The organism is Streptomyces sp. TAA040, from assembly GCF_000424845.1.
The window spans coordinates 31,981-45,429 of record NZ_AUKR01000006.1 but is presented as its reverse complement, the minus strand read 5'-3'; the positions used below and the strand labels follow the sequence as shown (position 1 = coordinate 45,429).

11 protein-coding genes are annotated in these 13,449 nt (G+C 71.8%); 3 read left to right on the top strand and 8 right to left on the bottom strand.

What is annotated here, in order from left to right; genetic code table 11:
- Positions 1-71: 71 nt before the first annotated feature.
- Entirely contained in the window at positions 72-1,778 is a 1,707-nt protein-coding gene (locus H300_RS0105920; RefSeq protein WP_028426704.1) for a glycerol-3-phosphate dehydrogenase/oxidase, read from the bottom strand.
- 187 nt (positions 1,779-1,965) lie between these two features.
- On the opposite strand from H300_RS0105920, the gene H300_RS0105915 reads away from it, so the two are divergent.
- Positions 1,966-3,228 carry a nucleotide sugar dehydrogenase gene (locus H300_RS0105915; protein WP_028426703.1) on the top strand — a complete coding sequence of 421 codons (1,263 nt, stop codon included), beginning with the start codon at positions 1,966-1,968 and terminating at the stop codon, positions 3,226-3,228.
- Between the two features lie 44 nt (positions 3,229-3,272).
- Here the strand turns inward: H300_RS0105915 and H300_RS0105910 are convergent, their stop codons facing one another.
- The 4 genes from H300_RS0105910 to H300_RS0105890 form a co-directional block, all read right to left on the bottom strand.
- Complete coding sequence (locus H300_RS0105910; RefSeq protein WP_028426702.1) at positions 3,273-4,388, bottom strand: GuaB3 family IMP dehydrogenase-related protein; 1,116 nt, start codon at positions 4,386-4,388, stop codon at positions 3,273-3,275.
- A gap of 261 nt (positions 4,389-4,649) precedes the next feature.
- Positions 4,650-6,152, bottom strand: coding sequence for an IMP dehydrogenase (gene guaB, locus H300_RS0105900; protein WP_028426701.1), 1,503 nt, complete (start codon positions 6,150-6,152; stop codon positions 4,650-4,652).
- 168 nt (positions 6,153-6,320) lie between these two features.
- Positions 6,321-6,905, bottom strand: a complete 585-nt coding sequence (locus tag H300_RS0105895) for a sigma-70 family RNA polymerase sigma factor (protein ID WP_028426700.1) — start codon at positions 6,903-6,905, stop codon at positions 6,321-6,323.
- A 419-nt stretch (positions 6,906-7,324) separates the two neighbouring features.
- Positions 7,325-7,936 carry a response regulator transcription factor gene (locus tag H300_RS0105890; protein ID WP_028426699.1) on the bottom strand — a complete coding sequence of 204 codons (612 nt, stop codon included), beginning with the start codon at positions 7,934-7,936 and terminating at the stop codon, positions 7,325-7,327.
- A 448-nt stretch (positions 7,937-8,384) separates the two neighbouring features.
- On the opposite strand from H300_RS0105890, the gene H300_RS0105885 reads away from it, so the two are divergent.
- Both H300_RS0105885 and H300_RS0105880 read left to right on the top strand, forming a co-directional pair.
- Positions 8,385-8,696 (top strand): WhiB family transcriptional regulator, encoded by a 312-nt coding sequence (locus H300_RS0105885; protein WP_028426698.1) that lies wholly within the window; start codon positions 8,385-8,387, stop codon positions 8,694-8,696.
- A 317-nt stretch (positions 8,697-9,013) separates the two neighbouring features.
- A complete protein-coding gene (locus H300_RS0105880; RefSeq protein WP_028426697.1) occupies positions 9,014-9,787 on the top strand; it encodes an SDR family NAD(P)-dependent oxidoreductase in 774 nt (257 codons plus the stop codon).
- Positions 9,788-10,006: 219 nt separating this feature from the next.
- Here H300_RS0105880 and groL read toward each other — a convergent pair whose 3' ends face one another.
- The 3 genes from groL to H300_RS0105865 all read right to left on the bottom strand — a co-directional run bounded on the left by groL (position 10,007) and on the right by H300_RS0105865 (position 13,393).
- Positions 10,007-11,629, bottom strand: coding sequence for a chaperonin GroEL (groL, locus tag H300_RS0105875; protein ID WP_028426696.1), 1,623 nt, complete (start codon positions 11,627-11,629; stop codon positions 10,007-10,009).
- A gap of 101 nt (positions 11,630-11,730) precedes the next feature.
- Positions 11,731-12,039, bottom strand: coding sequence for a co-chaperone GroES (gene groES, locus H300_RS0105870; protein WP_028426695.1), 309 nt, complete (start codon positions 12,037-12,039; stop codon positions 11,731-11,733).
- Between the two features lie 235 nt (positions 12,040-12,274).
- The gene (locus tag H300_RS0105865) at positions 12,275-13,393 is read right to left on the bottom strand and encodes a polysaccharide deacetylase family protein (protein ID WP_078515743.1); all 1,119 of its coding nucleotides are present in this window, start codon (positions 13,391-13,393) and stop codon (positions 12,275-12,277) included.
- Positions 13,394-13,449: the final 56 nt, after the last annotated feature.

The following is a 13,449-nucleotide window of genomic DNA, read 5'->3' as shown; positions in this document are numbered from 1 at the left end:
CCGAGGCCCGCCGCCGGGACGTATGTGCCGCCGGCCGAGTTCGCGCCACCGGCCGGACACCGCGGGGAGCGTCAGAGCGGGACGATGTCCGGTGCGCCCAGCCGCACCGCGTCGGCGGCCCGGTCGTCGGGCTGGCGCTGCGACTCGCGCTCCGCCTCCACCCGCTTCTCGTAGTGGGCGACCTCCCGGTCGATCTGCCCCTGGTCCCAGCCCAGAACCGGCGCCATCAACTCCGCGCACTCGCGGGCACTTCGGGTGCCGCGGTCGAAGGTCTCGATCGAGATCCGGGTGCGGCGGGTCAGGACGTCGTCCAGATGGCGGGCGCCCTCGTGCGAGGCTGCGTAGACGATCTCCGCCCTGAGGTAGTCGTCGGCCGCCGGGAGCGGCTCGCCCATCCGGGGGTCGTCGGTGACGATCTCCAGCACCTCGTCGACCAGCGAGCCGTACCGGTTGAGCAAGTGCTCCACCCGTGCCACGTGCAGCCCGGTACGCGCGGCGATCCGGGCGCGGGCGTTCCACAGCGCCGAGTAGCCGTCCGCGCCGGTGAGCGGCACCTCCTCGGTGCAGCACTCGGCGACCCGGTGGTCGAGGGCGTGCACCGCCTCGTCCACCGCGTCCTTCGCCATCACCCGGTACGTCGTGTACTTTCCGCCGGCGACGACGACCAGCCCGGGCACCGGGTGGGCCACGGTGTGCTCGCGGGACAGCTTGCTGGTGGCGTCCGACTCACCGGCCAGCAGCGGGCGCAGCCCGGCGTACACGCCCTGCACGTCGTCCCGGGTGAGCGGGGTGGTGAGCACCTTGTTGACGTGTTCCAGCAGGTAGTCGATGTCGGCGCTCGACGCGGCCGGGTGGGCCTTGTCCAGTTCCCAGTCGGTGTCGGTGGTGCCGACGATCCAGTGCCGTCCCCAGGGGATCACGAAGAGCACGCTCTTCTCGGTCCGCAGGATCAGGCCCGTCGAGGAGTTGATGCGGTCCTTGGGCACGACCAGGTGGATGCCCTTGGACGCGCGCACGTGGAACTGGCCGCGCTCGGCGATCAGGGACTGGGTGTCGTCCGTCCACACGCCGGTGGCGTTCACCACCTGCTTGGCCCGCACCTCGAACACGCCGCCCTGCTCCAGGTCCTCGATCCGGGCGCCGACGACCCGCTCGCCCTCCCGGAGGAACTCGACCACCTGGGCGCGGTTGGCCGCGTAGGCGCCGTACCCGGCGGCCGTGCGGACCAGGGTGGAGACGAAACGGGCGTCGTCGGTGCTGGCGTCGTAGTACTGGAGGGCGCCGACGAGGGCGTCCTTCTTCAGGCAGGGCGCGACGCGGAGCGCGCCGCGGCGGGTCAGGTGACGGTGCGCCGGCAGTCCGCGGCCGTGCCCGGAGGACAGCGACATCGCGTCGTAGAGCGCCACGCCCGAGCCCGCGTACCAGCGCTCCCAGCCCTTGTGCTCCAGCGGGTAGAGGAAGGGCACCGGCTTCACCAGATGCGGGGCGATCCGCTCCAGCAGCAGTCCGCGCTCCTTGAGCGCTTCCCGCACCAGGGGGAAGTCGAGCATCTCCAGGTAGCGCAGCCCGCCGTGGATGAGCTTGCTGGAACGGCTGGAGGTGCCCGACGCCCAGTCACGGGCCTCCACGATGCCCGTCGACAGGCCACGGGTCGCGGCGTCCAGCACGGTGCCCGCGCCGACCACCCCGCCACCGACCACCAGGACGTCGAGTTCACGCTCCGCCATTCGGGCGAGTGCCTCGGCTCGCTCGGTCGGTCCCATTGCCGCTGTTCTCACGTTGCCTCCCGTGGTGTCGCACCGTCGTCAGGCTGCTGCCAACCGATCGTCCCCCATTCCCACGGCATTGACCCGGGACTGGCACGGCTCGCGCAATCCACCATATCTGTCATATATGCGCTTAACCTGACGTAGCGCCCCTTCGCCTTACCGAAACCCACGACGTCCGGGAAGGATGTCCGCTGCCATGCCCGCAGATCTCGCAGTTCTCGGCCTCGGTCACATCGGTCTCCCCGCAGCCCAGTCCGCCTCCGCCGCCGGAATCGGCGCCATCGGCTTCGACCCGGACGAACGGACCGTCGCCGACCTCTCGGCCGGACGCCCTCCCGCTGACGGGTCGATCGCCGCGGCCGGCATGCGGCGCATGCTCTCCGCCGGCTTCCGGGCCACCAGCGACCCCACCGACATCGGACGCGTCCGCACGGCGCTGCTGTGCGCCCCCACCCCGCTCGGCGAGGACGGCGCACTGGACCTCACGGCGGTGCGCGCCGGAGCGGCGGCCCTGGCCGGGCAACTGCGACCGCGCACCACCGTGATCGTGGAGTCGACCGTGTACCCGGGTAGCACCGAGGAAATCATCCGGCCGCTGCTGGAGGAGGGATCCGGGCTGCGGGCGGGACGCGACTTCCACCTGGCCTGCGCACCGAGCCGGCTGGACCCGGGCAGCCGGGCGTACGGCTGCGCCAACACCCCTCGCGTCCTCGGCGGCCTGACGCCGGCCTGCACCGAGGCCGCCGCCGCCTTCTACGGCCGGCTCACCGACAAGGTGGTCAGGGCCCGGGGGCTGCGGGAGGCGGAGACGACCAAGCTGCTGGAGAGCAACTTCCGGCACGTCAACATCGCCTTCGTGAACGAGATGGCGATCCTCTGCCACGACCTGGGCGTGGACCTGTGGGACGTCATCCGCTGCGCCGAGACGAAGCCGTTCGGCTTCCAGTCCTTCCGCCCCGGGCCCGGGGTCGGCGGCCCCGGCGTCCCGGTGGACCCCAACTACCTCTCCGGACGCAGCCGTACGCTCGGCCACCCGCTGCGGATGGTGGAGCTGGCCCGGGAGGTCAACGACCGGATGCCGCGCTACGTGACGCAGCGGGCCACCGCGCTGCTCAACGAGCACGGCAAGTCGGCGCGCGGCGCCCGGGTGCTGCTGCTGGGCGTCACCTACAAGCCCGATTTGCCCGACCAGCAGGGCGCCCCGGCGCGTGAGATCGCCACCCGGCTGACCGACCTCGGTGCGCAACTCAGCTTCCACGACCCGTACGTGCAGCAGTGGCGGGTCGCCGGGCAGCCGGTGCCGCGCGCGGACTCGCTCTACGAGGCCGCCGCGGGTGCGGATCTGACGCTGCTGCTCCAGCACCACCGCACCTACGACCTCCAGGGGCTGGCCGCGAAGGCCCAGCTGCTGCTGGACACCCGCGGCGCCAGCCCTGCGGGCGCCGCCCACCGCCTCTGACACGCCCGCCGTCGGGCGCCGCACCCGACGGCGGGCGCGGCCGGTCAGCGGGAGCGGGAGACCGTCACCTCGACCCGCTGGAACTCCTTGAGGTCGGAGTAGCCGGTGGTGGCCATCGCGCGGCGCAGCGCGCCGAAGAAGTTCATCGAGCCGTCCGGGATGCGCGAGGGCCCGGTCAGGATCTCCTCGGTGGTGCCGACCGTGCCCAGGTGCACCTTCTTGCCGCGCGGCACGTCCTCGTGGACCGCCTCCATGCCCCAGTGGTGGCCGCGTCCGGGCGCGTCCGCGGCACGGGCCAGCGGGGAGCCCATCATCACCGCGTCGGAGCCGCAGGCGATGGCCTTCGGCAGATCGCCGGACCAGCCCACGCCGCCGTCGGCGATGACGTGCACGTACCGGCCGCCCGACTCGTCGAGGTAGTCGCGGCGGGCGGCCGCCACGTCGGCGACGGCGGTGGCCATCGGCACCTGGATGCCCAGCACGTTGCGGGTGGTGTGCGCGGCACCGCCACCGAACCCAACGAGCACCCCGGCCGCGCCGGTGCGCATCAGGTGCAGCGCGGCGGTGTAGGTGGCGCAGCCGCCGACGATGACGGGGACGTCGAGCTCGTAGATGAACTGCTTGAGGTTCAGCGGCTCGGCGGCGGACGAGACGTGCTCGGCGGAGACGGTCGTCCCGCGGATCACGAAGATGTCCACCCCGGCCTCGACCACGGCCTTGGAGAACTGCACGGTGCGCTGCGGCGACAGAGCGGCCGCCGTGACGACGCCGGAGTCCCTGACCTCCTTGAGGCGCCGGACGATCAGCTCCTCCCGGATCGGTGCGGCGTAGATCTCCTGGAGGCGGGCGTTGGCGGTCTCCTGGTCAAGGCCCGCGATCTCCTCCAGCAGCGGCTCCGGGGCCTCGTGGCGGGTCCAGAGCCCTTCGAGGTTCAGCACCCCGAGGCCGCCCATCTCGCCGATGCGGATCGCGGTGCGCGGCGAGACCACCGAGTCCATCGGCGCGGCCAGAAACGGCAGCTCGAAGCGGTAGGCGTCGATCTGCCAGGCGATCGAGACCTCCTTCGGGTCGCGGGTGCGCCGACTCGGCACGACGGCGATGTCGTCGAAGGCGTACGCCTGGCGCCCGCGCTTGCCGCGCCCGATCTCGATCTCAGTCACGTGGAACTGCCCTTCACTCTCGTGGTGCCCCTCTGTCGCCGACACGGTACGCGCGGCCGGGCGTGCGGTGGTGGTCCGGGCACGGCCCCGGCGGCGCCCCCGTCCGCCCGGGGCGCCGAAGTCCGCGGGCCGCCGCGATCGGCCGGTGGTCGGCGATCGGCCGGTGGTCGGTCAGCGGCCGGTGGTCGGTCAGCGGCCGGTGGTCGGTCAGCGGCCGGTGGTCGGTCAGCGGCCGGTGGTCGGTCAGCGGCCGGTGGTCGGTCAGCGGCGGGAGTAGTTCGGCGCCTCGGTGGTCATCTGGATGTCGTGCGGGTGGCTCTCCTTGAGCCCCGCCGCGGTGATCCGGACGAACCTGCCGTGCTCCTGCATCTGCGGGACGGTGCGGCCGCCGACGTAGAACATCGACTGCCGCAGACCGCCGACCAGCTGGTGCACCACGGCCGAGAGCGGACCGCGGTAGGGCACCTGGCCCTCGACACCCTCGGGGATCAGCTTGTCGTCCCCGCTGACGTTCTCCTGGAAGTAGCGGTCCTTGGAGAAGGAGCGCTGCTCGCCGCGGGTCTGCATCGCGCCCAGCGAGCCCATGCCCCGGTAGGACTTGAACTGCTTGCCGTTGATGAACAGCAGCTCGCCGGGCGACTCCTCGCAGCCCGCGAGCAGGCTGCCCAGCATGACCGTGTCGGCGCCGGCGACGAGCGCCTTGGCGATGTCGCCGCTGTACTGGAGGCCGCCGTCGCCGATGACCGGGACACCGGCCGCCTTCGCGGCCTGCGCGGCCTCGTGGATCGCCGTCACCTGCGGGACGCCGATGCCGGCGACGACGCGGGTGGTGCAGATCGAACCGGGGCCGACACCGACCTTGATGCCGTCGGCGCCGGCGTCCACCAGCGCCTTGGCGCCGTCCCTGGTGGCGATGTTCCCGCCGACCACGTCGACGGCGTGGTGCGACTTGATCTTCGCGATCATGTCGCCGACCAGCCGGGAGTGCCCGTGCGCGGTGTCCACCACGACGAAGTCCACCCCGGCCTCGATCAGCGCCTGGGCGCGCTCGTAGGCGTCGCCGGCGACACCGACGGCGGCACCGACCAGCAGGCGGCCCTCGGCGTCCTTGGCCGCGGCGGGGTACTTCTCCGCCTTGACGAAGTCCTTGACGGTGATGAGGCCCTTGATCCGTCCCTCGCCGTCGACGAGCGGCAGCTTCTCGATCTTGTGCCGGCGCAGCAGCTGCATCGCCTGCTCTCGGGCGATGCCGACGGCGCCGGTGACCAGCGGCATCGGGGTCATCACCTCGCGGACCTGGCGCTCGCGGTCCAACTCGAAGGCCATGTCGCGGTTGGTGACGATGCCGAGCAGCTTGCCGGCCGCGTCCGTCACCGGGACGCCACTGATCCGGAACCGGCCGCAGAGCTGGTCGGCCTCGCGCAGGGTGGCGTCGGGACGGATGGTGATCGGGTCGGTCACCATGCCGGACTCGGAGCGCTTGACCCGGTCCACCTGGGCCGCCTGGTCCTCGATGGACAGGTTGCGGTGCAGCACGCCCACGCCGCCCTGCCGGGCCATGGCGATCGCCATCCGGGCCTCGGTGACCTTGTCCATCGCGGCCGAGAGCAGCGGGACGTTGACCCGTACGTTGCGCGACACCCGGGAGGAGGTGTCGATGTCCTGCGGTGCCATATCGGACTCGCCCGGCAGCAGCAGCACGTCGTCGTAGGTCAGCCCGAGCATCGCGAACTTCTCGGGTACTCCGTCGACGTTGTCAGTCATGGCACCTTCCCCAGTGGTCTTGCCCCCGCACGTTCGTCCATGCTAGCGGCCGAACGGGGTACCGCCGCACGGGTGCGGACTTCCCGTCCGCCGACCATCCGACGGTGCACGACACGCCCGGACGGTCCGGCGCGGACCGTGTTCCGCCGTTCGGCGGCGCCCGTGGTGCTACTGCTCGGCGAGCGCCCGCAGTCTGCTGAGCGCCCGGTGCTGCGCCACCCGGACGGCACCCGGCGACATGCCCAGCACCTGGCCGGTCTCCTCCGCCGTCAGGCCGACCGCGACCCGCAGCAGGATCAGCTCCCGCTGGTGGTCCGGAAGGTTCGCGAGCAGCTTCTTGGCCCACGCGGTGTCGCTGCTGAGCAGCGCCCGCTCCTCCGGGCCGAGCGAGTCGTCGGGCTGCTCGGGCATCTCCTCCGAGGGCACCGCGGTCGAGCCGGGGTGCCGCATCGCGGCACGCTGGAGGTCGGCGACCTTGTGCTGAGCGATGGCCACCACGAAGGCCTCGAAGGGCTTCCCGGTGTCCCGGTAACGTGGCAGAGCACACAGCACCGCGAGGCAGACCTCCTGTGCCAGGTCGTCCACGAAGTGGCGGGCGTCACCGGGCAGCCGGCTCAGCCGGGCGCGGCAGTAGCGGAGCGCGAGCGGGTGCACATGCGCGAGCAGGTCGTGAGTGGCCTGCTCATCCCCCTCCCCGGCACGCCGGACGAGGGTGCCGATGGCCGGGACGGCCGGGGGCTCGTCATCGCGCATCGGTCCATGGTGCACCGAAGCCCCGGTTTCCGTCGCACCGTGCCGTTGGTTGTGCACCGAAGCGTTATGCCGGACTGCACCTGGGCCCATCCCGCCAGCCTCCCCCATCGGGTTGATCCGCACCGCCCCGGTCGACGGACCTCGACCCCACCGGCACCGTGCGGCACCGATACGGCCCGTTCCGCTCCGGGGCCTCTCGCGGCTTGGTGAGAGGCCCCGGCGAGCGCCGGGGAGGAGTCACACCCCAAGCATGCGTCATCGTGCGGCGAAGTGCGGAGCCCGCGGCCTTTCGTCCTCGGACGACCAGGCCCGTGCGGGAGCGGGACCGACGCGGACGACCGGGGCCCAAGCGCGAGGGCGCGGTGTTCGCCGCCCCGGTGGACCGGGGCGGCGAACACCGCGCCCTCGCGGCGGACTCCTCAGCGCACCAGCCCCCAGCGGAAGCCGAGGGCCACCGCATGCGCGCGGTCCGAGGCCCCCAGCTTCTTGAACAGCCGCCGCGCGTGCGTCTTGACGGTGTCCTCGGAGAGGAAGAGCTCCCGGCCGATCTCGGCGTTCGACCGGCCGTGGCTCATCCCTTCGAGCACCTGGATCTCCCGCGCCGTGAGGGTCGGCGCGGCACCCATCTCCGCGGACCGCAGCCGGCGGGGGGCGAGCCGCCAGGTCGGGTCGGCCAGCGCCTGGGTGACGGTGGCCCGCAGTTCCGCACGCGAGGCGTCCTTGTGCAGGTACCCGCGGGCACCGGCCGCGACGGCGAGCGCGACCCCGTCGAGGTCCTCCGCCACCGTCAACATGATGATGCGGGCACCCGGGTCGGCCGAGAGCAGCCGGCGCACCGTCTCCACTCCGCCCAGACCGGGCATCCGGACGTCCATCAGGACGAGGTCGGACCGGTCGGCTCCCCATCGGCGGAGGACTTCCTCGCCGTTGGCGGCCGTCGTCACCCGCTCGACACCGGGCACGGTCGCCACCGCACGGCGCAGCGCCTCTCGTGCGAGCGGGGAGTCGTCGCAAACGAGGACGGAAGTCATGGCCGCCCCCCGCTGCTGATGCACGTCACCTTGTGCCTCCAGGCTGTTACGAATCGTCACCTGTGCGGTCGACCGCCTCGGACGTGCGCCCGAACGACGATTACGCCAACCGCCTCCGCACTCTCAACGACGGTCACCCAAAAGAGTTACGGCCCGCACGCTCCGCCTTCGACACTCCACGTGAACCGGCGGACACAGCGCGGACCCGGACCGACGCGCTGATCAAGCAGCTTCACCATGCCCTAAGGGGGTTCCATTTGGCCGCTTTTGCTTCCTCTTGGTGGCGTCTGTCGGTAAATTCGCAAAGAGTCATATTTACATCTACTAAGAAGGTAGATGTACGGTCGGCAGTGCTCTGGACGTCTTGATCCCCCCACCAGGACCCGACCCGGTCCAACCAAGCAGCCCGGTCGCCCGGCGACCGCGGCACGCTCCGAGAGGACGAGCAATGGCAGATTTCTCCCGCCTTCCGGGCCCCAACGCCGACCTGTGGGACTGGCAGCTCCTCGCCGCCTGCCGCGGGGTCGACAGTTCGCTGTTCTTCCACCCCGAGGGGGAGCGCGGCGCGGCCCGCAGCGCGCGTGAGGCATCCGCGAAAGAGGTCTGCATGCGCTGTCCGGTCCGCGCCGAGTGCGCGGCGCACGCCCTGTCCGTCCGCGAGCCCTACGGGGTCTGGGGCGGCCTCACCGAGGACGAACGCGAGGAGCTGATGGGACGGGCCCGCACCCGGCTCGTCGCCGTCCCCGGCTCCCACGACTGAGTGGCGACCCGAGCGCAGAAACGTATCTTCTCCGTGCGTTCGGCACCCGGGACCACGTGCTTCCGGCCCGCACCGCCCCCGGCCGAAGGCGGTGCGGGCCGGGCGGTCCGGCGGGTGACAGCACCCCGCTGTCGCAGCGCACCTCGGGGGCGGTCGGGGGGATTCGAACGCCCCCCGTGCGCACCGACTGACGGTCCGCGCCGGGTGATCCGCGCGCGGCGGGCCGGCGGACGGGAGGGAGGGGCCGGGGGGCGGAGGTGGGGAAGGGGAGCACACGGCCGCCCCCGCGGACATCCTCGGCGGCTACGGTGCCCCTCATGACCACTGCACTGATTACCGGGGCGACCGCCGGACTCGGCGCCGCCTTCGCGCAACGGCTGGCCAGGGAGCGACACGACGTCGTGCTGGTCGCCCGTACGGCCGAACGACTGAGCGACCAGGCGACGGAACTCCACGACCGGCACGGGATCGAGGCCTCGGTGCTCGCCGCCGACCTCTCCACCGACGAGGGCATCACCCGGGTGGAGGACCGGCTCGCCGACCGTACGCATCCCGTCGACCTGCTGGTGAACAACGCCGGCTTCGGACTCAAGGGCCGGTACCTCGACGTCCCGATGACGGACGAGCTGGCCATGCTCAAGGTGCACTGCGAGGCAGTGCTGCGGCTGACCTCGGCCGCCGCCACTCAGATGCGGGCCAGGGGACGCGGCGGCGTGGTCAACGTCTCCTCGGCTGCCGCCTTCGTGCCGCGCGGCACCTACGGGGCGAGCAAGGCGTGGATCGCGCAGTTCACCCAGGGCGCCGCGCAGGATCTGGCCGGCTCCGGGGTGCGGCTGATGGCGCTCTGCCCCGGCTTCGTCCGGACGGAGTTCCACCAGCGGGCCGGGATGCAGGTGGACGGCACCCCGGACTGGATGTGGCTGGAGGCCGACCGGGTGGTGGACGCCGCACTGAGCGACCTCGCCCGGGGGCGGACACTCTCGGTCCCCGATCCGCGGTACAAGACGCTGGTCGGCGCCAGCAAGCTGGTCCCGCGCGGGCTCCTGGCCAAGCTCACCTCGGGGACGGGCCGCCGGTACGGCCCGCGCTGACGCGGCCGGGACGGCCCGCGCCCGCGACCTGCGGAAGGCGCGGCGCCCGCACGCTCCGGGAAGGCGGCACGGAACACGGCGGAGCGGCACGGAAACACGGACGGGGCCGGGCGCGCCCCGGAATCGGGGTGTGCCCGCCCCCGCCCGTTCGCGGAACCCCGGCCGGACGGCCGTCCGGCGGGAAGCCCCGCCGGGGACGGACCCGTCCGGCCGGACGGGTCAGTGCGAGTGGCCGTGGCCGCCGTGGCCCGCGTCCTCTTCCTCGGCCGGCTTCTCGACGACCAGGGTCTCGGTCGTGAGCAGCAGCGAGGCGATGGACGCGGCGTTCTCCAGCGCGGAACGGGTGACCTTCACCGGGTCGATGACGCCGGCCTTGACCAGGTCGCCGTACTCGCCGGTGGCCGCGTTGAAGCCCTGGCCCTTGTCGAGCTCGGCGACCTTGGAGGTGATGACGTAGCCCTCCAGGCCGGCGTTCTCGGCGATCCAGCGCAGCGGCTCGACCACGGCGCGACGCACGACGGCGACACCGGTGGCCTCGTCGTCGGTCTTGCCGAGGCTGCCCTCCAGCACCTTGGCGGCGTGCACCAGGGCGGAACCACCACCGGAGACGATGCCCTCCTCGACCGCGGCGCGGGTCGCGGAGATGGCGTCCTCCAGGCGGTGCTTCTTCTCCTTGAGCTCCACCTCGGTGGCCGCGCCGACGCGGATCACGCAGACGCCGCCGGCGAGCTTGGCGAGGCGCTCCTGGAGCTTCTCGCGGTCCCAGTCGGAGTCGGTGGACTCGATCTCGGCCTTGATCTGGCCGACCCGGGCCTGCACGTCCTCGGTCTTGCCGGCACCGTCGACGATGGTGGTGTCGTCCTTGGTGACGGTGACGCGGCGGGCGCTGCCGAGCACCTCGAGGCCGGCCTGGTCGAGCTTGAGGCCGACCTCCTCGGCGATGACGGTGGCGCCGGTGAGGGTGGCCATGTCGCCGAGCATCGCCTTGCGGCGGTCGCCGAAGCCGGGAGCCTTCACCGCGACGGCGTTGAAGGTGCCGCGGATCTTGTTCACGACGAGCGTGGAGAGGGCCTCGCCCTCGACGTCCTCGGCGATGATCAGCAGGGGCTTGGAGCCGCCGGCCTGCATGACCTTCTCCAGCAGCGGCAGCAGGTCCTGGATGGAACCGATCTTGCCCTGGTGGATCAGGATGTACGGGTCGTCGAGGACGGCCTCCATACGCTCCTGGTCGCTGACCATGTAGGGCGACAGGTAGCCCTTGTCGAAGGCCATGCCCTCGGTGAAGTCGAGTTCCAGGCCGAAGGTCTGGGACTCCTCGACGGTGATCACACCGTCCTTGCCGACCTTGTCCATCGCCTCGGCGATCAGTTCGCCGACCTGCTTGTCCTGGGCGGACAGCCCGGCGACGGAGGCGATGTCCTCCTTGGAGTCGATCGGGCTGGCCGACGCGAGCAGGTCGTCGGAGACGGCCTTGACGGCGGCGTCGATGCCCTTCTTCAGGGCGGCGGGCGACGCGCCGGCGGCGACGTTGCGCAGGCCCTCGCGGACCAGCGCCTGGGCCAGCACGGTGGCGGTGGTGGTGCCGTCACCCGCGATGTCGTTGGTCTTGGTCGCCACCTCCTTCACGAGCTGGGCGCCCAGGTTCTCGTACGGGTCCTCGACCTCGACCTCACGGGCGATGGTGACGCCGTCGTTGGTGATGGTCGGGGCGCCGAACTTCTTGTCGATGACGACGTTGCGGCCCTTGGGGCCGATGGTCACCTTGACGGTGTCGGCGAGCTTGTCGACGCCGCGTTCGAGGGCGCGACGGGCATCCTCATCGAACTTCAGGATCTTCGCCATGGCTTACGGGTGTCCTCTCAGTCCTCAACATACGAACCGCGCCCCGGCCCCCGGCTGTCAGACGCGGGAACCGGGGCGCGGATCGGAAAAACCTGGGTGACTTACTTCTCGACGATCGCGAGAACGTCGCGAGCCGAGAGGACGAGGTACTCCTCGTTGTTGTACTTCACCTCGGTACCGCCGTACTTGCTGTACAGCACGATGTCGCCGACCTTGACGTCGAGCTCGACGCGCTTGCCGTCCTCGAACCGGCCCGGGCCCACCGCGAGGACAGTGCCCTCCTGCGGCTTCTCCTTCGCGGTGTCCGGAATGACCAGGCCCGAGGCCGTGGTCTGCTCGGCGTCGAGCGGCTGGACCACAATGCGGTCCTCAAGCGGCTTGATGGCAACCTTGGAGCTGGCGGTCGTCACGATCCGACCTCCCCCTTCGGAGATCTCAGCGGGGTGTAAATGTCTGGGGTGGCGACCTGGCCGATCCGTCGTCGCGGGTGCCGGATCTTCCCGTCGCACTCTTGGCACTCCCTGAGTGAGAGTGCCAACGCCGACATTATGCCGCCGCTAGCACTCGGTCAAGCCGAGTGCCAATTCTGTGCCGCCGAACGGTCGCGGCGGCGTCCTTCGGACACCCGGGGGCCCGGAGCGCGACTCAGAGGTAGTCCTCCAGGCGGGCCACGGCGAAGCCCTGGTCGGTGACGGTGCGCAGGGTCCTGCGCACCATGTCGGTCATGGTGCCGTCCCAGTGTTCCGGGCCGCGGAAGTGCGTGAGGATGATGTCCCCCGGGTGGAACTTCTGGTCCAGCCGCCCCCAGTCGAACCGCTCGGCCCACGCCTCCTCCGCCCAAAGCGGAACGGCCCTGATCCCGCAGGAGGCCGCCGCCTTCAGGGTGTCCCGGTCGTAGGCGCCGTAGGGCGGCCGGAACAGCCCGGGCGTCTGCCCGATCTCCTTCTCCAGGATCTCCTGCTGACCGCAGATCTCCCGGCGCTGCTCCTCGTAGGAGAGCCGGTTCATCTCCGGGTGGGTGAGGGTGTGGTTGTGGATGGCCGCCCCGTTCCGGTGCATCCGCCGGAAGTAGCCGTAGTCGTCGCTGGAGACGTAGTCGGCCAGGAAGGCGCTGTAGGGAACCTCCAGCTCGCGCAGCATGCGCAGCAGGTCGGGATCCTTCTCGTGGCCGTCGTCGATGGTCAGGAAGACGACCTTGTCGTCGGTGGGCACCCGGGTGACCACCGGCGGCAGGCCCGGACCGGCGAGATGCCCGGAATCACTCTCCGCCCGCACCCGCCGGTCCGGCGGCTCCGGCGGACGCAGGGGCAGGTCCTCGACCTTCCAGCGCTTCGCGGCGGCGACCCGCCGGGCCTCGGCCCGGCGAAGCCGCTCGGCGTAGGCCAGCAGCGAGCCGGCGGCCACCTCCGCCTGCGCGCGCCGCGGAGCGCCGAGCGCGAGTTCCGGCCCGCCCAGCGGGTTGGCCAGGCGCGGCCAGTCGGCCCCGTCCGGGCGGGTCGCGCCCAGCGGGTCGTCGAGGTGTACGGGGCCCGCCCTGTCCTCCCCGCCGCCGGACGAACGCCCTCCGGTGGCCGCGCAGGAGACGGCGAGGAGCGTGACGAGGGCGGCGCCCCCGGCACGCCTGGTCCGGGACGGCAGCCGGGCCGCCAGAGCGCCGGGCCGGGCCCGGTCAGGCGGACTCGGCCGTGACCGCCTCCTCGGCCTCCACCGCCCGGCCGACGACGTTCTGCCACCTTTGGTGAGCAATTGTGTGATGATCGACATATTGCCGGATGCTGCCACCGACCCGGGGCACCGCGTTTCCGGCATGACCTGCGGGC